Annotated in this window: 17 protein-coding genes; 10 read left to right on the top strand and 7 right to left on the bottom strand. The window is 71.9% G+C overall.

The annotated features are described in order from the left end of the window. Positions 1-108 precede the first annotated feature (108 nt). The 3 genes from BLQ63_RS14780 to BLQ63_RS14770 are packed head-to-tail and all read left to right on the top strand — an operon-like array spanning position 109 to position 3,566. Complete coding sequence (locus BLQ63_RS14780; protein WP_091036329.1) at positions 109-1,344, top strand: hypothetical protein; 1,236 nt, start codon at positions 109-111, stop codon at positions 1,342-1,344. Positions 1,345-1,353: 9 nt separating this feature from the next. Next, a complete protein-coding gene (locus BLQ63_RS14775; protein ID WP_091036326.1) occupies positions 1,354-2,613 on the top strand; it encodes a hypothetical protein in 1,260 nt (419 codons plus the stop codon). 38 nt (positions 2,614-2,651) lie between these two features. After that, positions 2,652-3,566 carry a hypothetical protein gene (locus tag BLQ63_RS14770; RefSeq protein ID WP_143014907.1) on the top strand — a complete coding sequence of 305 codons (915 nt, stop codon included), beginning with the start codon at positions 2,652-2,654 and terminating at the stop codon, positions 3,564-3,566. Between the two features lies 1 nt (position 3,567). Here BLQ63_RS14770 and BLQ63_RS14765 read toward each other — a convergent pair whose 3' ends face one another. Then, positions 3,568-4,560, bottom strand: a complete 993-nt coding sequence (locus tag BLQ63_RS14765) for a Gfo/Idh/MocA family protein (RefSeq protein ID WP_091036321.1) — start codon at positions 4,558-4,560, stop codon at positions 3,568-3,570. A gap of 180 nt (positions 4,561-4,740) precedes the next feature. On the opposite strand from BLQ63_RS14765, the gene BLQ63_RS14760 reads away from it, so the two are divergent. Then, positions 4,741-5,385 carry a copper resistance CopC family protein gene (locus BLQ63_RS14760; RefSeq protein ID WP_091036319.1) on the top strand — a complete coding sequence of 215 codons (645 nt, stop codon included), beginning with the start codon at positions 4,741-4,743 and terminating at the stop codon, positions 5,383-5,385. Positions 5,386-5,545: 160 nt separating this feature from the next. Here the strand turns inward: BLQ63_RS14760 and BLQ63_RS14755 are convergent, their stop codons facing one another. The 4 genes from BLQ63_RS14755 to moaC are packed head-to-tail and all read right to left on the bottom strand — an operon-like array spanning position 5,546 to position 8,137. Beyond that, complete coding sequence (locus BLQ63_RS14755; protein WP_091036316.1) at positions 5,546-5,959, bottom strand: molybdenum cofactor biosynthesis protein MoaE; 414 nt, start codon at positions 5,957-5,959, stop codon at positions 5,546-5,548. Continuing rightward, positions 5,956-7,131: a molybdopterin molybdotransferase MoeA gene (locus tag BLQ63_RS14750; protein ID WP_091036313.1), complete on the bottom strand. Its 1,176-nt coding sequence runs from the start codon at positions 7,129-7,131 to the stop codon at positions 5,956-5,958. Before BLQ63_RS14750 ends, BLQ63_RS14755 begins: the two co-directional genes overlap by 4 nt. After that, positions 7,131-7,619 (bottom strand): MogA/MoaB family molybdenum cofactor biosynthesis protein, encoded by a 489-nt coding sequence (locus BLQ63_RS14745; RefSeq protein WP_245680971.1) that lies wholly within the window; start codon positions 7,617-7,619, stop codon positions 7,131-7,133. Before BLQ63_RS14745 ends, BLQ63_RS14750 begins: the two co-directional genes overlap by 1 nt. Continuing rightward, complete coding sequence (gene moaC / locus BLQ63_RS14740; RefSeq protein ID WP_091036307.1) at positions 7,607-8,137, bottom strand: cyclic pyranopterin monophosphate synthase MoaC; 531 nt, start codon at positions 8,135-8,137, stop codon at positions 7,607-7,609. Before moaC ends, BLQ63_RS14745 begins: the two co-directional genes overlap by 13 nt. Positions 8,138-8,266: 129 nt before the next feature. Here moaC and BLQ63_RS14735 point away from each other — a divergent pair, with 129 nt between their 5' ends. Further along, positions 8,267-8,632, top strand: a complete 366-nt coding sequence (locus BLQ63_RS14735; protein WP_091036304.1) for a hypothetical protein — start codon at positions 8,267-8,269, stop codon at positions 8,630-8,632. Beyond that, positions 8,625-9,047, top strand: coding sequence for a hypothetical protein (locus BLQ63_RS14730; RefSeq protein WP_091036301.1), 423 nt, complete (start codon positions 8,625-8,627; stop codon positions 9,045-9,047). Before BLQ63_RS14735 ends, BLQ63_RS14730 begins: the two co-directional genes overlap by 8 nt. 274 nt (positions 9,048-9,321) lie before the next feature. Here BLQ63_RS14730 and BLQ63_RS14725 read toward each other — a convergent pair whose 3' ends face one another. Both BLQ63_RS14725 and BLQ63_RS14720 read right to left on the bottom strand, forming a co-directional pair. Then, positions 9,322-9,948: a hypothetical protein gene (locus BLQ63_RS14725; protein ID WP_091036298.1), complete on the bottom strand. Its 627-nt coding sequence runs from the start codon at positions 9,946-9,948 to the stop codon at positions 9,322-9,324. Next, positions 9,945-12,371 carry an FtsK/SpoIIIE domain-containing protein gene (locus BLQ63_RS14720; RefSeq protein WP_091036294.1) on the bottom strand — a complete coding sequence of 809 codons (2,427 nt, stop codon included), beginning with the start codon at positions 12,369-12,371 and terminating at the stop codon, positions 9,945-9,947. Before BLQ63_RS14720 ends, BLQ63_RS14725 begins: the two co-directional genes overlap by 4 nt. A 383-nt stretch (positions 12,372-12,754) precedes the next feature. Here BLQ63_RS14720 and BLQ63_RS14715 point away from each other — a divergent pair, with 383 nt between their 5' ends. The 4 genes from BLQ63_RS14715 (at position 12,755) to BLQ63_RS14700 (ending at position 21,553) form a co-directional block, all read left to right on the top strand. Further along, the gene (locus tag BLQ63_RS14715; RefSeq protein WP_143014906.1) at positions 12,755-13,420 is read left to right on the top strand and encodes a DUF1449 family protein; all 666 of its coding nucleotides are present in this window, start codon (positions 12,755-12,757) and stop codon (positions 13,418-13,420) included. Positions 13,421-13,591: 171 nt separating this feature from the next. Next, entirely contained in the window at positions 13,592-15,670 is a 2,079-nt protein-coding gene (locus BLQ63_RS14710) for an SPFH domain-containing protein (protein ID WP_091036286.1), read from the top strand. A 139-nt stretch (positions 15,671-15,809) separates the two neighbouring features. Beyond that, a complete protein-coding gene (locus tag BLQ63_RS14705; RefSeq protein ID WP_091036282.1) occupies positions 15,810-20,753 on the top strand; it encodes a DNA repair ATPase in 4,944 nt (1,647 codons plus the stop codon). 116 nt (positions 20,754-20,869) lie between these two features. Then, entirely contained in the window at positions 20,870-21,553 is a 684-nt protein-coding gene (locus BLQ63_RS14700) for a hypothetical protein (protein WP_091036278.1), read from the top strand. Positions 21,554-21,631 lie beyond the last annotated feature (78 nt).

Raw genomic sequence — 21,631 nt, 5'->3', positions numbered from 1 at the left:
CGCACATCAGGGGAGGCGCGCGAGTGCGCGGCCCCGGTACAATCCCGTGAGACAACCCAGCGCGCGCCCGTCGCCCACGGCGCCGCCCTCCGATAGGAGACCCCGCCCATGGTCGACATCACCAGCATCACGCTCGCCGAACTGAGCGCCGCCGAAGGCGCCCTTCGCCAGGTCCAGCCCGACGCCGCCGCCTTGAGCGCCGAGGTCGACAAGGACGGCATGGACCTCATGGCGTGGGGCCTGACGGGCGCCGCGACCTTCGCCACCGGCTACTTCTCGATGATCGGCGAGCTGCGCTCGCTGTTCCAGATGATGGCCGACGGCATCGAGGGCCACGCCGAGCGCCTCGAGGCGTGCCGCACCGACTGGGCGAACGCCGACGACGAGATGGCGACCGCGTTCCACAAGCTCGCCCCCGAAGGACTCGGAGAGTCCTTCAACGTCGTCGGCACCACGTTCAACTACTCGAGCGCGGGCGACACGATCCGCACCGACTCGTGGAAGAGCGTCACCGGCCCGTCCTTCTACAACAACGCCGCGAACGGCGTCGACGCCGTCAAGGAGGTCGTCCGCGCGCAGGACGGCGCCTCCAGCGTCATGGGCGGCCTGGGCGACCTGAGCAACTCGGTCTTCCAGATCGGCGGCGACATCGGGACGTTCTTCGAGAACCCCCTGAGCCTGCTGCTCCAGAACGGCATGGAGTTCCTCATCAAGCTCATCAAACCGGTCGACGACCTCATCGGCATGGTCACCGGCAACCCCTCCCGCATGGGCGACGAGATCAAGCGCTGGCAGGACATCCGCGCCAAGATGCACCCCGTCGGCGAGGGCATCGCCGCGATCCCCGAAGGCGCGCTGAGGCAGTGGACCGGCAAGGACGGCGACGCCGCCCGCGAGAAGATCGCCGAGTTCGCCGAGGGCGTCTTCGAACTCGCCGACCGCACGATCATCCTGGAGAGCCTGCTGCGCCTGTGCGAGGCACTGGCGACGGCGATCCAGAAGTGGCTCATCAGCCTCGTCTCCGACTGGTGCGTCAACGAGATCATGGCCTGGCTCATCGCCCTCGCCTCCTCGGTGGCGACCTTCGGCGCCTCGGCCGCCTCGGCGATGGTGCGCTCGGTCATCAACGCGCTGGCCACCATCGGCAAGGCCATCAAGAAGGTCTACGACGTCATGAAGACGTTCGCGCAGACCAACAAGATCATGAAGCCGGTCCTGGAGGTCATGGGCAAGGTCTCCGGCCCCTGGGCCGAGGCGGGCGTGAAGACCGTGGGCACGGTCGGGCGCCTGATGGGCACCGGCGGCGGCGGTCCGACCAGCATCTCCGACGCGTTCACCCAATAAGCGCACGCCATGGGCGCACGGCCGCCGGCGAAGCCGGGTTACCTCGACGCGGACGACGTGCCCGCGCAGACGATGGACGCGTGGGTCCAGTTCCCGGCCCGGGTCGCGACCTTCGGTCCGCTCCCGGTCACCGCGGCCCCGACCGCGGACTTCGTCGCCGGCGACACCGCCGACGTCGTCCCCGAGCCGGGGCGCGGCGTGATCGACGTGCTGCTCAGCACCCGGTCCGGCGGCGGCGCGGCGGGCGTCCTGCTCGTCGACGGCGCCGTGGTCGGCTGCGGCGACGGCCGCTACCAGGTGCAGGTCGAACCGGGACGGCGCATCGTTGAGGCGCAGGGCCGCGGCGCCGCCCAGGCGTGCGTCGACATCGTCGCGGGGCAGCGGGTCTGCCTCACCACCGACCAGACCGGCGACCTCGTCTCGGCCGACCGGCACGTCTCCCCGATCGCCCGCGTCGACTCCTTGGAACGCCTGCGCCCCAAGGGTTCCGGATCGAAGACCGCACGTGCGGCGGGCTGGACGCTGCTCGCGCTGGCCTTCGCGCTGTTCGTTGCCGCGACCGTGTTCACCTATGAGACGGCCGACCGGGTCGGCTCGGGGCCGTTCGCGCGCGTCTATCCGACCGCGACCGGGCAGCTGGTGTTCTGGCTGTCGTGCCCGGCGGCCCTGGTCGTGCTCGTGTGCGGCGGCTTCGCGCTCAGCTGGGACCGGACCAGGCTCCAGAACCGCGTCCGCGGCAGCCTCGACTTCGACCTGGGACGGCAGGAGCCCTCCGGCGGCGGGACCGCCGTGCAGGTCGCCGACGGCCGGCGCCACCGCGAGATCCTCCCGGCGGGCGCCACCGGCGTGCTGGTCCGCTTCCAGCTGCGCCAGCACCGCGTCAGCGCCGAGCGACGGGCCGGCGCACCGGTCCTCCACGAAGGCGACGTCCCCGACCTGTCCGCCGCCTACGCCGCCCCGCCAGAGGCCACAGTGGACGGATTCGCGGTGCCGGTGTCGTGGGGCGGCTGGTTCTACCCGCTCCCTCCCGGCGCGCACCGCCTCGCCGTCGCCGCCGACGGCCGCTTCGACCCGGTGCGGGGCACCGCGGTCCACACCGGCGAGACCACCGCCCGGGGCGAGATCGCGTTCACGGTCGAGCCCGGTGCGGTCGCCGACCTGCGGGTCCGCGCCGACGTCTACCGGGTGTGGCGGCCCGAGGCCGGCCACGTCGAGTCTTTCACTCCCCGACTGGACCTCAAGGCGAAGAAGCCCTTCCGGGCGCGTTAGGCCACCGCCCGGTGGCCCGAAACCTGTATCTTGCTCGCATGGGAATGAAAGACCGCCTGGAGCAGATGAAGCAGCGCGCGCAGGACGCCGGGAAGCTCGTCGCCGACGTCACCGTGGAGACCGCACGCGAGAAGCGCGACGCCGCAACGGGTTTCGCCCGCAGCAAGGTCGACGCCGCCACCGGTTACGCGGTGGACAAGCGCGATGCGGCGCAGCAGTACGCCGTCGACAAGCGCGACGCGGCCCAGACGCTCGCCTCGGACGCCAAGTCCGCGTTCAAGGAAGGCGACCTCGAAGAGCTGCTCGGGCGCCTGCCGCTGCCGACCTCGCCGGTGGCCGAGGAGTGGCAGTGGAGCCTCGCCAAGCTCATCACCTCGGGCAACAAGCCCCCCACCGGGACCGGGATGCTCCTGGGCCTGCTCGACAACTTCGGGACCATCGACATCGGGCCCGAGGAGGTCGGCTTCGACGGCGCCACCGCCAAGTGGCACAAGGTGAAGGCGATCCGGACGCGGTCCCTTGACGGGATCATCCAGAAGCTCTCCACGGACTCGTTCACTGAGACCGTCGAGAACCTCCTGCCGCCGGTGCCGGGCCGCGGCTGGGTCTCCGAGAAAGCCACGTCCGCGGTCTTCACCCTGTGGGCCATGGTCGCCGACCTCGCGATCCGCGACCCCGAGGCCGGGCGCCGCCAGGTCGTGTGCGAGATCGAGTACAAGGGCTGGATCCGCACGAAGGAGGCCGAGACCGGCTTCTTCACCGGCCCCGTCATGACGCTGCTGCCCGGCCTCGACCAGGTCTTCCGGGCCGAGGCCGACCGGCGCGGCATCCTCGTCGAGGAGGGCGAGCAGACCGCGATCGAGACGGGCGAGGCGCGCGTGGCGTGGCTGCGCGAGAAGCACGCGGCCATCGTCGCCAAACGGGAGGCCGCGCAGAAGGAACTGGAGTACTGACCTACTTCGGGTGGGTCTCGCCGGGGTAGCGCAGCCCGATCTGGGCGCGCACCTCGTCCATGATCTCCATGACCTCGATGGTGCTCTGCGGCGGCACGAGCATGGACTCCAGGCGGCCCTGGCGCAGCGCCCGGTGGACCTCGAGGGCCTCGTGCACGTAGCCGTGGCCGACGTACGGGGCCTCGATCTCGCGCGGCGCCTCGTTGTAGCGCACCAGCGTGTAACCGCTGGGGCGGTAGGCGTAGTCGCGCAGTTCGATGCGGCCCTCGGTGCCCGAGATGGTCACCTCGTTGCCCGGCCCGCCCCGGTAGGAGCACGACAGCTGCGCGATCGCGTTGGGGTACTTCAGGGTGATCGCGGTCTGGGCGTCGACGCCGGTCGAGTCCATGACCGCGGTCGCCGTCACCGAATCGGGCGCGCCCAGGGCCAGGTGCGCCAGCGTGAGCGGGTAGACGCCCAGGTCGAGCAGCGCCCCGCCGGCGAGTTCGATGTTGCGCAGGCGGTGCGAGGGCGGGATGTCGCCGGCGAGCGAGAAGTTGCCGTGCACGGACACGACCTCGCCGATCATGCCCTCCTTGATGGCCCGGCGCATCTCGCGGATCGCCGGGTTGCAGCGGGTCCACATGGCCTCCATGAGGAACCGCTGGTGCTCACGGGCTACGTCGAACATGGTCCGGGCCTGGGCGGCGTTGTAGGCGAACGCCTTCTCGCACAGGACGTGCTTGCCGGCCTCAAGGAGCTGGAGGGTCGGCAGGTAGTGGTGGGAGTGCGGGGTGGCCACGTAGACGATGTCGACCTCGTCGTCGGCGGCGAGCGCCTGGACGGATTCCCAGGCGTGGGGGATGTCGTACTTCTTGGCGAACGCGGCGGCGCGCTCCGCCGATCGAGAGGCCACAGCGGTGACGCGGCAATCGTCGAGGAGGGCAAGATCTTCCACAAAGGTCGATGCGATTCCGCCGGTCGCCAGGATTCCCCATCGGATCGGTTCAACCATGGACGTAAGCACATCACAACTTCCGGCGATCGTCAACACGAGGGTGAGCGGTACTATCCGCACCTAGCGGGCGATTTCCACCGAGAACGCGTACGGATTGTGACCGTTCGCCCGTGTCCCGGTGGACGATGTGACCTTTCACCCAATGGGGAACCGCAGGCCCCATGGCACTATGGCGAAATGCAGAGAACTCCCATGAAACGGGCCGTCGCGCTCCTGCTGGCCGCCGCCGGGGGCGGCGCGCTGGCGCTCGGACTCGCCGCTCCCGCGTCCGCGCACGCCGCGCTGACGGGCACCGACCCCGAGGACGGCGCGGTCCTGCCCGAGGCGCCCGCCTCGGTCTCCGCGACGTTCTCCGAGAACCTCGACGGGCCCTCGACCGAGATCGCCGTGACCGACCCGGCCGGCGCGGTCGTGGACGTGCCGGACCCGACCTTCGACGGCGACACGTTCACGCAGGCGATGCTGTACACCGAGCCGGGGACGTACACGGTGGCGTTCCGGGTGATCTCGGAGGACGGCCACCGCGTGGACGACAAGCTGGAGTTCACCGTCGAGGCGATCCCGGAGGGCCTGTACGCGACGGGCTCGGAGCCGACCGCCGAGGCGTCGAGCGACGCGGCGACCTCAGCGGCGCCGAGCGCCGCATCGGAGTCGCCGGCGACCGGCGCCGCGGAGTCCGAGGACTCGAACACGGGCGCGACCCTGGCCGCGATCCTCCTGGGCCTCCTGGTGGTCGTGGGCGGCGGCGTGATCCTGGTGAAGACCGTGGGCCGCAAGCAGCACCACGACGAGCCGAAGGACGGCGCCGCCTCCGGCGAGTGACGTGAAAATTCGAGTCAGTGCAAAGAGCCGTCCACCAACCCCCACCCTCCCGAGAGGGGAAAGGTAGTCTGCCGCGATCCTGGCAGCGGGGTCCGACAGGAATCGGCCCCGCGCCCGCCCCGCCGCGCGCGTTCCACCCGTCCGGGTGAACGCGGCGCGGTCAGGGGCAGTTGACCCACTCGTCGGTGCCGTCGTCGAAGAACTGGTGCTTCCAGATCGGCAGGCGCGCCTTCACCGCGTCCACCAGGTCCGCGCACGCCTCGAACGCCTCCTTGCGATGCTCCGCCGCAACCGCCGCGACCAGCGCCGGGTCGCCGATCGCGAGATCGCCGACCCGGTGCGAGACCACCACGCCCCGCACCCCGGGCCGCGCCGCGATCTCCTCCGCGACCTCCCGCAACGTCTCGCCCGCCGACGGGTGCCCCTCGTACGACAGCGACAGCACCCCCCGGCCGTGGTCGTGGTTGCGGACCACCCCCGAGAACGAGACGACCGCACCCGCCTCCGCGGCACCGACCGCCCGCTCGTGCTCGGCGACGTCGAGGGGGGCGTCGAGGACGCGTGCGCGGATCATGAGCGGACTCCAGGGACGTGGGCGAGCGCGACCGCGGCACCCGCGGTCGCATGGTCGTCGGGCCCGACGACGGCGAAACCGGCGGCGCCCGCCAGGCCCCGCAGCATCGCCGACCCGTGGTGGGCCAGCCGGCGCCCGGCCGGATCGACCAGGGCCAGGTGCGTGAAATCGCCCCGGCCCGGCACGTCCTCGGCCAGGACGATCGAGCCCAGCGGCGGCAGCGGCAGCCCCCGCAGGCCCGCGAGCAGCGGCGCGACCACGGTGACGACCGCGATCACCGCCGACTGCGGGTTACCGGGCAGCCCGGCGATGAACTTGCCGTTCCCGGTGCGCGCCAGCAGCATCGGGAACCCCGGCCGCACGGCCACGGTGTTGAGCACGTACTCGGCGCCGATCTCGGCGAGCGCCGCGTGCAGGTGGTCCACGGGCCCGACCATGGTGCCGCCCGTGGTGCACACCAGATCCGCCGCACCCAGCGCCTCGCGCAGGGCCGCGACGTGCGCTTCGAGCGTGTCCTCGACCGGGCCGAGGCTCGGCCCGGTCTCGGCGCCGGCGGCCGCGAGCATGTGGGGGACCATCGGTCCCAGCGAATCGCGGACCCGGCCCTTGTCGGAGACGCCGCTGGTCAGCAGCTCGTCCCCGAAGACGACCACGCGTGCGTCGGGCCTGCCGTGCGCGGGCAGCGTCAGATGCCCAGCGGCGGCGGCGAGTCCGATCACCGGCGGCGTCACCGGCGTGCCCGCGGGCAGCAGCTCCTCGCCGTGCCCGGCCTCCTCGCCGGCCTCACGCCACTCCGGCGCGGCCGGGCCCTCGACGAGGCCGTCCTCGCCGGCCAGGCTGTGCTCCAAGCGGATGATGCCCTCGGCGCCCTGCGGGACCTGCGCGCCGGTGGCGATCTTGACGGCCCGGCCCGCCTCCAGCGCCTCGGGCACCTGCCCGGCGAGGACCGCGCCGCCGATCCGCCACGGGCCCGGGCCGGCGACGGCCCAGCCGTCGACGGCGGAAGTGGGGAACGCGGGCAGGTCGGAGACGGCCACCAGCGGTGCGGCCAGCGCCGAGCCCAGCGCCTGGTCGAACGGCAGCTCGGTCGCGGCCGGGCGGGCCGCATAGCCTGCGGCCCAAGCGGTCTCGCGGGCCTCGGCCCAGGGCGTCGGGTTCGCGGTGTCGCTCATCAGTTCCTCTCGTGGTCGCCGTCGTGCAGCTGGGAGACCGCGTGCTCGACGAACGTCGCGGTGAGCACCGCGAGGCCGTCCTTGGCCGCGCCCTTCGAGCCGGCCAGGTTCACGATCAGCGTCGTGCCGGTGTACCCGGCGATGCCCCGCGACAGCGCCGCGCGCGGGGTCTTCGCGAGCCCGGCGGCGCGGATCGCCTCGGCGATGCCCGGCACGGGCACGTCGACGACCTGCGCGGTCATCTCGGGGGTCAGGTCCTTGGAGGTCAGGCCGGTCCCGCCGGAGGTGACGACCAGGTCGGCGCCGCGTGCGACGGCGTCTTCCAGGGCGGTCTTCACTTCGGGGCCGTCGTGGACGACGACCGGACCGGTCACGTCGAAGCCGCTGGACCGGAAGCCCTCGACCAGGATCGGCCCGGAGGCGTCCTCGTAAACCCCGTCGGCGGCGCGATTGGAGGCGACGACGACTTCGACCTTCACCGCTGCCACGAGCCCGCACCCGTCGCCCCGCCCGACCGCTCGCTGCGCTCGCTTCCCCCTTCGCGCCGCCATTCCCGTGTCTTCCCGCCGAGTTTCTCCTCGACCTTGATGTCGGTGATGACGGCGGCCGGGTCGACGGCCTTGACCATGTCCACGAGCGTCAGCGCCGCCACCGAGACGGCGGTCAGGGCCTCCATCTCGACGCCGGTGCGGTCGGCGGTCTTCACGCGCGCGGCGATGTCGACGCCCTCGTCGGTCACCGTGAGGTCGACCTTCACGCCGCTGATCCCGATCGGGTGGCACAGCGGCACCAGGTCCGGCGTCCGCTTCGCGGCCATGATCCCCGCGATCCGGGCCGTGGCGAGCGCGTCGCCCTTGGCCAGGGAGTTCTCGCGCAGGGCGGCGACGACTTCCGGGGTCGTGACGAGGCGCCCGGTCGCCAGGGCCGAGCGCTGCGAGACGTCCTTGCCGGAGACGTCCACCATCCGGGCGGCTCCGGTCGAGTCGACATGCGTGAGGTCAGACATGCCCGAAAGTCTAGTCGCGGGGGGTGACGGCGCCGAATGTCCGGCGCGGCGGGCCCCGGGGTCCGGCGGCGGCCACTTCGCGGTGCGGCCTCGGATTCGCCGCCGGGGGCCTGTATTAGCGTCAGGTGCGTGATCGAATGGCTCTACCTCGTCAACCAGGGCGCCGCGGTGGCGATGAGCGCCTGGTTCTTCGTCGACACGGCCCGCTCGCGGCAGGTGGGCCGCCGCCACCTGGTCGGGGTCGCGGCGCTGGAGGTCCTGCTGCTGGCGCAGCTCGCGGTGTCGATCGCGGTCGTGCCCGGTGAGGCGGGCGACGGGAAGGCGCTGTTCTTCTCGTACCTGGTGACGACGCTGCTGGTGCCGGTCGCGGCGACGTTCTGGGGTTCGATCGACCGGAGCCGATGGGGGATCGGCACGGTGGCCGCTTCGGGTCTCATCGTCGCGGCGCTCATGCTGCGCATCCACCAGATTTGGGAGTTCCAGATCCATGTCTGACCGCACCGCGCCGGCCGCCGAGTCGGCCGAGCCCCGTTCGCTCGCGTCGGGTTTCGGGCGCCTCATCGTGCTCGTGTACGTCGTGTTCGCGGTGTCGGCGGGGGCGCGGGCGCTGTTCCAGGTGGCGACGAAGTTCGGCGAGGCGCCGGTGAGCTTCGCGCTGAGCGCGATCGCCGCGGCGATCTACCTGGTGGCGGCGATCGCGATCATCAGGGGTGCGGGACGGCTGGCGCTGGCGGCCGTGGGGGTCGAGCTGGCGGGTGTGGTCGCGGTGGGCGCGTTGAGTTTCGCGGTGCCGGACTGGTTCCCGGAGCCGTCGGTGTGGTCGCACTTCGGTTCGGGCTACGGCTACGTCCCGCTGGTGCTGCCGGTGGCGGGCCTCGTGTACCTGCTGAAGCGCCGCCGGGTCGTCTAGGCACATGCTTGGTGAATGCTGAGGGGCCCGCCGCACGGCGGGCCCCTCAGCATTCGTGGTCTCAGACGCAGGCCCAGCCTGTAGGTGTTCGGGAGCGCGGTGTCGCTCATGATCATCTCCTGCAAGCGCATGAACCGCAAAGGCGCTTCGTGCTCATATGTGGTCACCCACGAGACGGTATGAGGACTCGTTCGAACAGAGCGGCAATGACGCGCTGCGACACGACGAGTCAGCGTCGGAATGCTGACGCTGTCGTCGTTGCCCGCAGTCGGGCTCAGCTGAAGAAGCCCATGCAGGCCACCACCAGCGTTGAGCCGCACAGGACCAGGCCCAGGCGGAAGTTGCGTTCGAGCTTTGCCGACTCGTCGCCGATCTTCGGCCTCGCGGCCACGCCGATCGTCAGCCAGCCCAGGCAGAACGCCGCGAGCGGCGCGGCGACGAGGATCGCGCCCAGCAGGATCGCCGCGGTCAGGTCGTCGGCCCTGACGTTGCGCAGCACCAGCAGCTGCACCACCACGCACGCCGCCGCGAACACCCCGTAGACGAGGCCGTTGCGTTCGTCGGAGCGCCAGCGCGGCAGCCACGGCGGGCGGTGCGCGAGGAACCGCGCCTCCTCCAGTTGCGCTGCGGCCGTGCGCAGGTCCGCTTCGGCGGCGTCGATCTCGGCGACGGGGTCGCCGAGCGGCGGTGGGGCCGCCGTCCGCTGCGGGGGTGCGACGCGCGCGGCCCTCGCCAGGTCGTCCACGGCCGCCCGCTGCGCGGCGGCCTGCTCGGTGAGGCGCCCGGCCCGCTGGCCGAGCGATTCGGTCGCGGTGGCGGTGCGCGCGGCGGCCTCGTCGGCGCCGCGCCGCGCCTCGTCGAGGCGCCGCATCTGCGCGAGGTAGTCGTCGAAGGCGGTCACGGGCGCATCCTCTCCGGCGCGGCCTCGCCGCTGCGCTGCGGTCCGGGGGCCGCTTCATGGCTTTCGGGCCGGGAGAACGGGACGATGAGCCGTCCGCCCCCGGTGTCGGCGTGGCGGTCGATCAGGAGCGCGCGCCCGGCCCGCGGATGCCAGTGCTGGAACTGGGTGCCGAAGTGCCCCATGATCTCCCCGCCGGGCAGGTTGAGCACGAGCGCGCACGCGACGTCCTCGCGTCCGGCGCTGCCGCCGATGTCGTCGGTGAAGCGCCGGAAGTTCCGCCACCAGCCGAGCAGGTGCACGCCGCGCGCCGGGCCGGTCCGCAGGAGGTCGCGCAATGCCTTCTGCGCCTTGGCGTCGAACGCGGCCGCGTCGAGGCCCCAGGCGGCCAGCACGGTGCCGTCGGGGATCGCCGCGAGCCGCGCGGTGAACGTCTCGGGTGCGATCCGCTCGGCTGCCGCGCCGGTGTCGGCGGTCCCGGTGAAGTCGGCGGCCCAGATCCGTGAACCGTTGCCCGCCAGGGCTTCGACGGCCGCTTCGAGGGCTTCGCCGCCGACCGGGTCGGAGCCGAGCACGGCCAGGTGGCGGCCGGGCCGGTTGTCGAGGTCGACGCCGGCCGCGTCGAGGCGCAGGGAGACCTCGCGGCCCAGCAGCGCCCGCCCGGGCTTCCGTTCGCCCGGCAGCGTCTCGTCGAGGTGCACGGGCCGGTACCCGTAGAAGACGCGCGGCGCGCCGACGCCGGCGTGGGCGGCGCCGAGCTGTTCGCGCAGGCGGTGCATGACTTCGGGGTCGGTGTCGGGGAAGCGCGCGATCCGGTCGGCCCCGGCGGTGCCGCCCTCGGGGTTGACCACGACCTGCCCGAGCGAGATCCGCGTGGCCGCGTCGTTGTTGTGCTCCAGCACGGTGCGCGCGCCCGGCAGGGCGATGCGCATCGGGAACTGCCCGAAGATCGAGTCCTTCTTGGCCCACAGGGCCTCGATCCCGGAGATCGTCTGCGACGCGAGCACCAGGTGCACGCCGTAGGACCGGCCCTTGCGGGCCAGGTTCTCCAGCAGTGCGACGGCTTCGGAGGCGACGCGGTCGTTCCCGGCCAGGAGCACCTGGAACTCGTCGGCCACGCACACGATCCGCGGGTACGACTCGTGCGCGCGCAGCCCCGAGAAGGACGCCACCCCGTAGCGCTTCATCACCGTCGAGCGGCGCGTCATCTCCTCGTTCAAGGTGGACAGGACCGCGAGTCCGTACTCGCGGTCGGATTCGACGCCGACGGCCCGCGCGTGGGGGATGAAGCTCTGGTCGCGTTCGGTCGGGATGAACTCGGTGAACGACACGCCCTCTTTGAAGTCGAGCAGGAACAGTGCCATGTCCGTTGGGGCGTAACGGGAGGCGAGGCCGTAGAGGACGTCGAGGAGGAACACGGTCTTGCCTCCGCCGGTGCGCCCGCCGACGAGCCAGTGCGGGGTCGCGTCGTCGAACCGCAGCCGCACCTCGCCGGCCGCGTCGCGCCCGACCAGGACTTCCAAACCCTTTGCGGGGTCGCCGGATTCGGGGGCCGCCGGGATGAGGTCGCTGAACGTCAGCGTCGCGGCGGCCTTGGCGCGCTCGGCGAGCCGCAGCGCCTCACCGGACACGAAGGACGCCTCCAGCGGCTGGGGCCAGGCGACCGGGGCCGCGAGGCGCTCGCCGCGCCCGAACGGCGCCGCGGGCGGGTGCGCGAGCTCGACATGGTCGCCGACCGCGTGCATGACCGCGGCCTGCGGCAGCTGTGCCAGGCCGCATCCGAGGACCGTGACCCCGTGGGCCAGGCCCGAACGCGCCACGGCGTCGATGCGCTCCACCAGTGCCCGCGGGGCCTCCCCGAGGGAGGCGACGACCAGGAGCAGCCGGTCGCTGCGGCGTCCCGCGATGTGCTCGGACACTTGGGTTTCGGCCATGGCGACGGCGTCGGCGGCCGTGCGGGAGTCGGTGGCGACCGCCTCGATCACGCCCGCGTCGGCGAGCGGTCGCAGCGGCGCGAAGCTCGCGCCGAGCGTCGCGAGGTCGATCCCGACGACCCGCAGGCCGCCGGGTTCGCGGGTCGCGACGGCGTGGAGGATCGCGGTCCGCACCAGGGTCGCGACGCCTTCGACGCGCGCGTCCGCGCTCGTGGCCAGGTGCCCCCGCCGGCCGAACGGCACCATCAGCGGCACCGTCCGTCCTTCATGGAGGATCACGCGGCCGGCCTGGAGGAGTTCGGGGTCGGTGCGCAGCTGCGCTGCGGAGGCGGCGGCCGCTTCACCGATCTGGCGTTCGGCCGCGAGCAGCTCGGGGTCGACGGGGGTCTGGAACGCGCCGTCCCCGAGGCGGTGCGCCGCCGCGGCGAGCCTGGCGGCGGCGGCGTCGCCGCCCGCGGCCGCGTTCGCCAGCGCAGTCTGGAAACCGGGCACCGGTCCTCCCCTTCTCGACGGGTTCGCGAGCCGCGCCCGTCCGTGCTCCGCGCGGTTGCGGCGCACCCGGACGGCGGCTGTTCGACCGGTCACACCATATCGCGGTCCGGCTTCGCGCGCCCTGGCCGCACGAGGGCGCCGGTGCCGGGACGGGGCGGGTCAACGTCCGCGATCGTCCGCTTTGCGCAACCTTCCCCGCATCGCCCGCGTGCATTACCCTAGAAGCAGGCCCGAACTGCTGACCCTTGTGCCCTCACAACCGCAGAAACCCGCCCGCGCGTTGCTCGCGCGCGGACGGCAGACAGCACCGAGCGACGCCCGTGAACGCCCGACCCGGCGCCCGCGCGGCGTACCTCGGATTCGCCGAGAAGGACCCGTGCCCCATGAGTGAGTTCCTGGATATCGCCCTATCCTTTCCGCCGGTCGTCTTCACCTTCGGCCTCGTGCTCGTGGTCCTGTACTGGCTCACCGTGATCATCGGCGCACTGGACGTGGACATCGTCGACTTCGGGACCGATTCGGACGCCGAGGTCGAGGCGGGCGGCGGCTTCTGGTCGGCGTTCGGGTTCGGCGCCGTCCCCTTCACCGTCGTGCTGTCGCTGTGGATCACCTTGGGTTGGATCGTGACCGTGCTCGGCACGACCTGGGTCCGCCGCTCCGACATGTTCATCCCGCCCGCGGCCTCGGGGATAGCGGTGCTCGTCGCCGGGATCGGCGTCGGGATGCTCGGCGCGAACCTCCTCACCCGCCCCCTCGCGAAGCTGTTCGAGGAGGCCCCGGCGACCGCCCACGCCGACCTGGTCGGCAAGGTGTGCGTCGTGCGCTCGGGCACCGTGACGCTGGACACGGGCCAGGCCGAGATCACCGACGAGGAGGGCCACCTCCTGCTCATCAACGTGCGCCGCTCGCCCCACGAGCCCGAGGGCATCGAAGACTCCCTGTTCGCCCGCCACTCCAAGGTGGTGGTCTTCGACTACGACGAGATCGACCGGGTGTTCCTGGTCGTCCCGGTCGCGCTCCCCCCGGACATCGCCGTCCTCGGCAACTGAGTCCGCCCCGTCACTGAAACCCCACGGGCCCCGAGCGCGTGTTCTCCCTGATTCGTGCCCGAGCCCAGGTCGCGTACCCCGGAACCGGCACGGCCCGGTTATCGTGTCCTCACGCCCAACACCGCCCCGACCCCGACCGTTCCCCCGAAGTCCCGATAGGAACCACATCATATGGACGCCTCCAACACGACGACGCTGATCACCATCCTGGTCGCGGCGCTGATCTTCCTGGGCGTGCTGCTCATGGTCATCCGGCTGTACCGCAAGGTCGCCCCCGGCCAGGCCCTGGTCGTCACCAAGCTCCGCACCCGCCGCGTGTCCTTCACGTCGGCGCTGGTCCTGCCGATCATCCACCGCGCCGAGTACATGGACATCTCGGTGAAGACCATCGAGATCAACCGCGCGGGCAAGGACGGCCTGATCTGCCAGGACAACATCCGCGCCGACATCTCGATCACGTTCTTCGTGCGGGTCAACGCCACGGTCGACGACGTGCTCAACGTCGCCGGCGCGATCGGCACCAAGCGCGCCTCGGACCAGGACACGCTCCAGGAGCTGTTCAACGCCAAGTTCGCCGAGGCCCTCAAGACCGTCGGCAAGCAGCTCGACTTCACCGACCTGTACACCAACCGCGACGAGTTCCGCGACCGCATCCTCAACGTGATCGGCACCGACCTCAACGGCTACTCCCTCGAGGACGCCGCGATCGACTACCTCGAGCAGACCCCCATGGATCAGCTCGACCCCAAGAACATCCTCGACGCGCAGGGCATCCGCAAGATCACCCAGCTCACCGCGATCGAAGCGGTCACCACCAACGAGCACCGCCGCACCGAGGAGAAGGAGATCAAGCGCCAGGACGTCGAGGCCCGCGAGGCCGTGCTCGAACTCGAGCGCCGCCAGACCGAGGCCGAGATCCGCCAGCAGCGCGAGATCGAGACGCTGCGCGCCCGCGAGAACGCCGAGGTCCAGAAGGTCCAGGCCGAGGAGCGGCTCAAGTCCGAGACCGCCCGCATCAAGACCGAAGAGGCCACGGGCATCCAGCACGAGAACCGCCTGCGCGAGATCGCCGTCGCCGAGAAGAACCGCGAACGCGTCATCGCCGTGGAGACCGAGCGCATCGAGAAGGACCGCATCCTCGAGGTCGTCGCCCGCGAACGCGAGGAAGAGCTCGCCCGCATCGGCGCGAACAAGGAGCTCGAAGGCCAGAAGCGCGAGATCGCCGACGTCATCCGCGAGCGCATCGCCGTCGAGAAGACCGTCGCCGAGCAGGAAGAGGGCATCAAGCGCCTGCGCGCGGTCGAAGAGGCCGAGCGCGAGCGCTCGCGCGTCATCATCCTCGCCGAAGCCGAAGCGCAAGAAGGCCTGGTCAAGGACATCAAGGCCGCCGAAGCGGCCGAGGCCGCCTCCAAGCACCTCGCCCGCCAGCGCCTCACCGAGGCCGAGGCCGCCCAGCAGGCCGCCGAACTCGAGGCGCGCGCGAAGATCCGCCAGGCCGAAGGGGACCAGGCCATCGCGGCCGCCCCGGGCCTGGCCGCCGTCCAGGTCCGCGAGGCCGAGGCGGACGCGATCGAGAAGGGCGGGCTCGCCGAGGCGAAGGCCGCCGAGGCGAAGGGCCTGGCCGAGGCCGAGGCGCTGGCCGCGATCGGCAAGGCCGAGGCGGACACGACCGCCGCGAAGGGCACGTCCGACGCGAACGCCCTGCGCGAGCGGCTGCTCGCCGAGTCCGCCGGGCTCACCGAGAAGGCCGTCGCCATGGACGCCCTGTCCGAGGCCTCGCGCGGGCACGAGGAGTACCGCCTGCGCCTGGAGATGGAGAAGGAGCTGCGCGGCGCCGAGATCGAGGCCCGCCGCTCCATCGCCGAGCAGCAGGCCGGCGTCATCGCCGCCGGGCTGTCGAAGGCCGACATCTCGCTGGTCGGCGGCGACACCCAGTTCTTCGACCGGGTGGTCGGCGCGATCGGCTACGGCAAGGCCGTGGACGGCTTCGTCGCCCACTCCGAGGTCGCCCAGACCGTCGCCGCACAGTTCTCAGAAGGGCAGTGGGGCAACGGCTCGACCTCGTTCGCCGAGGACTTCAAGGGCGCCTTGGCGTCCATCGGCTCCGAGGACGTGAAGAACCTGACGGTCTCGGCCGCGCTCGTCAAGCTCATGCAGGGCGGCGGCGACCACGACGTCCTCTCCGGCCTCCTGGGCAAGGCGAAGGAGCTCGGCGTCGCCGAGAAGCCCGCCCTGGAGATCGCCAAGTAGTACGTATCGGCCGAGGGCCGCCGACCCCGCCACCCTTGGGGTCGGCGGCCCTGCCGCCGTCCAGCACCACACCGCCCGCCGCGGACCCGCCCCGCGGCCTGCTGTCCCGGATCCCGAACGCTCCCAGAGGAACCCAGTCATGGCCGAAGAGAAGACCGCCTCCGCGCCCGCCGAGGCCGAGCCCGCCGCCGCCCTCGACGCCGGCACGTACGAGGTCCTCTCGTCCCGCCTCGCCGACTACGCCGACGCCCTCGCCGGGCGCGCCGAGTCCCTCAACACCGCCCGCACCGACGCGTTCGGGTCCTCCGAGCTGACGCTCCTGGGCACCACGCGCATCCGCACCGCCAACAACTGCGTGCCCCGCGACATGGCCCGAGTCGGCGACCGGCTCCTCTTCGGCTACAACGTCCACATGGGACTCAAGTCCCACACGGATGTGGCCGACGTGTTCGCCCTCCACGACTTCTCCCGCGACGACCTCGCGTTCACCGAGGTCGCCGAACCCGGGCACCTCCTCGACGAGCCGCGCTTCACCGCCGACTTCACCGAGATGTACCGCTACTACCGCTCCACCGAGCTCCTCCAGGTCCGCGAGGTCGACACCCGGCTCCTGGCGGTCTTCCGCATCGGCGAGCAGCTCGGCGACCAGCGGGTCCTGCGCTGGCAGCGCCACCCCGACGGCAGCGCCGAGTACATCGACGCGCGCGGCGAGGCCGACGCGGTCTGGCCCGAGGCGTACGACTTCGAGTGGACCCCGACCACCCGCGACCACCACGTGACCGGCCGCCACCCGCACGTCTCGATCGAGGACGAGATCTTCGTGGAGTGCCTGGGCGGGGACCTCACCGTCAAGATCGAGGACAACACCGAGACCGGCGAGGGCGTCTACTCCGAGCCGGTGGCCGAGCCGCTCCAGTCGCTCGCCGACGCCGACATCGCGTACGCGCGCATCGGGCCGCTCATCCTGCTGCGGATCCTCCCCTACAAGGAGACCGTCACCCGCTACCTGGTCTACAACACGCGCACCGCCTCGATCGTTCGCGCCGACGGGATCGGCGCCGCGTGCCGGCGCCTGCCCGAGGACCACGGCATCATCTTCCCCGGCGGCTTCTACCTCAACGAGGGCAAGCTCAAGACGTTCGACCAGGACACGACGGGCCTGCGCTTCAAGCGGGTCGTGCGCTCGCCCAATGGCGAGGACGTCCTCTACGTCTTCTACAACGAAGTCGAGGGACGCTCACTCCTGCTGCCGTACAACGTCATCCGCAAGGAGGTCGCGGCGCCGATGAGCGTCCACGGCCACGCGGTCTTCGACGACGGCACCATGGTCGCGTTCCGCTTCACCGGCGAGGAGGCCACTCGCGTCCACCCCGTCCAGGTCTGGTCGACCCCGTTCGTGTCCGAAGCCCACGCGGCCGCCGCCGAAACGGGCGACACGCCGGTCCACCGCATCGGCAACGCCGAGGCCGTCCGCGCCGTCTCCGACGCTTTGTCGGTGGCGCGCATGGTCCGCGAGATGCAGCCCGGCCAGGCGGTCTTCGAGGCGTTGATCGCCACCGCGACCCGCTGCCTGGACGACTACCCGTGGCTCGGCGACGAGGGCCTGTTCGGCCTCGACGAGTCGCTGCGCCAGGTCAGGGACACCGCCGAGGCGGTCCTGGACGAGTACGCCACGGTCGCCGAACTGACCGCCGAGGCCCGCAAGTCCCTGGAGCAGGCGCAGACCGACACCGTCAGGCTGCTGCGCCGCGCCCGCGGCGAGGCCCCCAAGTCCGCCGAGGAATGGGTCGCGCTGCTCACCGACCTGCGCGGCGCCGGCGGGCACCTCGTGACACTGCGCGAGACCCGCTACATCGACCTGGCCGGCATCGAGCGGCTCGCCGCCGACGTCACCGAATCCCTCGCGTCCACGGGCCGCCGCGCCGTCGCGTTCCTCGAACGCGAGGACGCCTTCACCGCCTACTTCGAGCAGATCGCCGGCCTCGAGGCCAAGGCCGAAACGGTCGCCACCGTCGCCGAGTCGACGCCGATCCTGGAGGAGCTCGACGCCCGCCAGCGCGGCCTGGAGACCCTCACCGAGGTCGTCGCGAACCTGGAGATCGGCGACGCCGTGGTGCGCACCGCGATCCTCGGGCGCGTCTCCGAAGTCCTCGCCGCCGTCAACCGCGCCCGCGCGACCCTCGCCGCCCGCCGCCGCGAACTCGCCGTCGGCGAGGGCAAGGCCGAGTTCGCGGCCGAGTTCGCGCTGCTCGGCCAGTCCGTGACCGCCGCGATCAGCGCCGCCGACACGCCCGCGGCCTGCGACGAGCAGCTCGGGCGGCTCCTGCTCACCGTCGAGAACCTCGAGACGCGCTTCGCGGACTTCGAGCAGTTCATGACGCAATTGGCGGACAAGCGCACCGACGTCTACGAGGCGTTCTCCTCGCGCAAGCAGCACCTGCTCGACGAGGCCGCCCGCCGCGCCGAGCAGCTCGCGGCCTCCGCCGCCCGCATCCTCGAGGCCGTCGCCCGCCGCACCGCCGCACTGTCCTCCCTGGACGAGGTCAACACCTACTTCGCGACCGACCCCATGGTCGAACGCCTGCGCAAGGTCATCGCCGAGCTCCGCGGCCTGGACGACACCGTCCGCGCCGAAGAGATCGAAGGCCGCATCAGCGCCGCCCGCGCCGAGGCCGGGCGGGCCCTGACCGACCGGCTCGACCTGTTCGACGGCGACGCCATCAAGTTCGGCGAGCACCGCCTCCCCGTCAACACCCAGCCGCTCGACCTCACCCTCGTGCCCTCGGGCGACGCGCTCGCGTTCTCGCTCACCGGCACCGACTACCGACACGTCGTCGACGACCCCGCGTTCGCGAGCACCAAGCCGTTCTGGTCGCAGTTCCTGCCCTCGGAGAACCCCGAGGTCTACCGCGCCGAGCACCTGGCCGCCGCGCTCCTGGCCGAGCACGGCCCCGCGGTGCTCCTCGCCGCCGACCTGCCCAGGTTCGTGTCCGCCGCCGCGTCCGAACGCTACGACGAGGGCTACGAGCGCGGCGTCCACGACGCCGACGCCGCCGCGATCCTCGCCGAGGTCCTGCGCCTGCACGCCGCCGCGGGGAACCTGCGCTTCACGCCCGAGTGCCGCGCCGCCGCCCGCCTGTACTGGGTCCACGGCGTCCCCAAGGAGGACCAGGTGCGCCTCAGCGCGCAGGCCCGGTCCCTCGCCCGGGTGCGCGAGACCTTCGGCAGCCCCGACGCCATGGCCGGCCTCGTCGCCGAACTCGAGAGCGAGCTCTCGCCGTTCCTCGACGGCTCCCGGCTCTCCCTCCACTTCAGCTACAAGCTCGAGGCGCCCACGGCGCTCGCCGCCGAATACCTGGCCGAAGAGCTCGCCGGAACCGGCGCGTTCGCCGCGTCCGCCCGCGCCCGCGACCTGCTCGCGGCCTTCGACCGCCAGATCGGGCCCTCCGCGAAGGCCGCGTTCGAGCAGGACCTGCGGGCCCTCGACGGCGACCTGTACGCGCAGTGGGGCCTGGCCTGGAACTGGCTGGACGCGTTCCTGCGCGGCACGGCCGCCGAACAGGCCGGCGCCGAGCGGTTCGACGCCGCCGACCTGCCCGAAGCGCTCGCGATCGTCCTGGCCGACGCCGACTCCTACGACGTCACCGCCGAACTCGTCGGCCAGGTCACCGGCCTGCTCGGCACCCACCCGCGCATCGAGAACCGCGTCCTGCCCCTGCGCCTCGACGAGTTCCTGACCCGCACCGCGCAGTTCCGCACCAAGACCCTCCCGGCCTACCGCGCCTACCAGCGCCGCCGCGCCGAGATCATCGAGGCCCACCGCGGGACGCTCCGCATCGAGGAGTTCAAGCCCAAGACGATGGCCGGGTTCGTCCGCAACCAGCTCATCGACGACGTCTACCTGCCGCTCATCGGCTCCAACCTCGCCAAGCAGATCGGCGCCGGCTCGGGCGAGGGCCGCCGCACCGACCAGTCCGGCATGCTCATGCTCATCTCCCCGCCCGGCTACGGCAAGACCACCCTCATGGAGTACGTCGCCGACCGGCTCGGGATGCTCCTGGTGAAGGTCAACGGCCCGGCCCTGGGCCACGGCACCGTCTCGGTCGACCCGGCCGACGCGCCGAACGCGACCGCCCGCGCCGAGGTCCAGAAGATCAACTTCGCGCTCGAGGCGGGCAACAACGTCCTGCTCTACCTCGACGACATCCAGCACACCAACCCCGAACTGCTGCAGAAGTTCATCTCGCTGTGCGACGCGCAGCGCAAGATGGAGGGCGTCTGGAACGGCCGCACCCGCACCTACGACCTGCGCGGGAAGCGCTTCGCGGTCTGCATGGCCGGGAACCCGTACACCGAGGCGGGCCAGAAGTTCCGCATCCCCGACATGCTCGCCAACCGCGCCGACGTGTGGAACCTCGGCGACGTCCTCTCCGGACGCGACCAGGTCTTCGCCCAGTCCTATATCGAGAACGCGCTCACCTCGAACAAGGTGACCGCTCCCCTCGCCACGCGCGAGCGGGCCGACACGCAGCTGCTCATCCGCCTCGCGAACGGCGACCCGACCGCCGACGCCGCGGCCCTGCGCCACCCGTACTCGGCCGGGGAGCTCGACCAGGTCCTGTCGGTGCTGCGCAAACTCGTCCACCTCCAGAAGACCGTGCTGGCCAACAACCTCGCCTACATCGCCTCGGCCGCGACCGACGACGCCTCGCGCGCCGAACCGCCGTTCCTCCTCCAAGGCTCCTACCGGAACATGAACCGACTCACCGAAAGGGTCGTGCCGGTCATGAACGAGGAGGAGCTCGAAGCGGTCGTCGACGACCACTACGCGGGCGAGGCGCAGACGCTCGCGTCCGGCGCGGAGGCGAACCTGCTCAAACTCGCCGAACTGCGGGGGCGCCTGGACGAGGAGCGCGCGGCGCGCTGGGAGGCCGTGAAGGAGGGCTTCCGGCGCGAGCAGACCCTCGGCGGTGCGAACGACGATCCAATGTCGAGGGCCGTCGGGGCCATCACCTTGCTCTCCGACCGCGTCGCGGGAATCGAAACCGCGCTGCAACAAAGAAGCAGCGTCCCGCCGCGCTAAAGTCGCTCCGCTCGGCCGTCCCGACCTGATCACCCGGTACGCTTTTCAACACAAGCTTGGCGCGTAGCCCGTAGTGTGCCCCTGCAGTCGCTAACGATCGAATAAGGGAGGTCCCCGTGCCGACGAAGACGGGAGACAAGATCAGGATCATCGTCTTGGGCACCGGCCCCGACGCCGAAACTGCCCGCCTCATCGCCGAGTCCGACGCCGACGTCGCACTCGCCAAACAGTTCACCAAGACCGTGACCCACCTGGTCGTCGACGACACCGTCAAGCCCACCGAGGCCCGGCTGACGAAGGCCCAGGAGGCCGGCGTGCCGGTGCTCTCCTTCGCGGAGTTCAAGGCGCTGCTGGTGGCCGGAGCCGAGGACGAGGTCGAAGAGGTCGTCGAAGCCGAGCTCGAGGAGGCCCCGGCCGAGACGCCGGCGGCCGTCGTCGAGGTGGCGGCCGAGACCGAGGTGGTCGACGAGGCGCCCGACGCCGGACCCGAGGCGGCCGAGGAGACGGCCGCGGCGACCGAACCCGAGCCGGTCGCCGAACCTGTCGCGGCCGACGAGCCGGCTCCCGCCGAGCCCGTCTCGGAGAGCAAGCCCGCCCCGGTCGCCGAACCCGAGCCCGTCGAAGCACCGGTCGCCGAGGCGATCGACGAGCCCGAGGCGGCCGCCGCCGACCCCGACCAGGCGGTCCCGTCCCAGGCCGACGCTCCCGCGATCGAGAACGACGCCGACAAGTCCGGCTCCAAGCCGGGCCTGCTCGCCAAGATCAAGTCGATCTTCGGCCTGACCGGCGCCCGCAAGTAGCAAGGCGAAAGCCCCGAGCCCCGCGGGCTCGGGGCTTTACGCTGCCTGTAGAGGGTCCGGCTCGAACGGCGGAACCGC

The organism is Glycomyces harbinensis (assembly GCF_900101745.1).
Taxonomy (GTDB): Bacteria; Actinomycetota; Actinomycetes; order Mycobacteriales; family Micromonosporaceae; genus Glycomyces; species Glycomyces harbinensis.
Note: the sequence above shows the minus strand (reverse complement) of the source record. Positions and strands in the feature narration are given on the sequence as shown.

What these genes read in the sequence shown, in the direction of transcription:
- BLQ63_RS14730 (WP_091036301.1), top strand. Translation starts at nt 8,625, where the DNA reads ATGTCTGACCGCACCGCGCCGGCCGCCGAGTCGGCCGAGCCCCGTTCG.
- BLQ63_RS14760 (WP_091036319.1), top strand. Translation starts at nt 4,741, where the DNA reads ATGCAGAGAACTCCCATGAAACGGGCCGTCGCGCTCCTGCTGGCCGCC.
- BLQ63_RS14750 (WP_091036313.1), bottom strand. Translation starts at nt 7,131, where the DNA reads ATGAGCGACACCGCGAACCCGACGCCCTGGGCCGAGGCCCGCGAGACC.
- BLQ63_RS14780 (WP_091036329.1), top strand. Translation starts at nt 109, where the DNA reads ATGGTCGACATCACCAGCATCACGCTCGCCGAACTGAGCGCCGCCGAA.
- moaC (WP_091036307.1), bottom strand. Translation starts at nt 8,137, where the DNA reads ATGTCTGACCTCACGCATGTCGACTCGACCGGAGCCGCCCGGATGGTG.
- BLQ63_RS14765 (WP_091036321.1), bottom strand. Translation starts at nt 4,560, where the DNA reads ATGGTTGAACCGATCCGATGGGGAATCCTGGCGACCGGCGGAATCGCA.
- BLQ63_RS14710 (WP_091036286.1), top strand. Translation starts at nt 13,592, where the DNA reads ATGGACGCCTCCAACACGACGACGCTGATCACCATCCTGGTCGCGGCG.
- BLQ63_RS14775 (WP_091036326.1), top strand. Translation starts at nt 1,354, where the DNA reads ATGGGCGCACGGCCGCCGGCGAAGCCGGGTTACCTCGACGCGGACGAC.
- BLQ63_RS14705 (WP_091036282.1), top strand. Translation starts at nt 15,810, where the DNA reads ATGGCCGAAGAGAAGACCGCCTCCGCGCCCGCCGAGGCCGAGCCCGCC.
- BLQ63_RS14770 (WP_143014907.1), top strand. Translation starts at nt 2,652, where the DNA reads ATGGGAATGAAAGACCGCCTGGAGCAGATGAAGCAGCGCGCGCAGGAC.
- BLQ63_RS14715 (WP_143014906.1), top strand. Translation starts at nt 12,755, where the DNA reads ATGAGTGAGTTCCTGGATATCGCCCTATCCTTTCCGCCGGTCGTCTTC.
- BLQ63_RS14755 (WP_091036316.1), bottom strand. Translation starts at nt 5,959, where the DNA reads ATGATCCGCGCACGCGTCCTCGACGCCCCCCTCGACGTCGCCGAGCAC.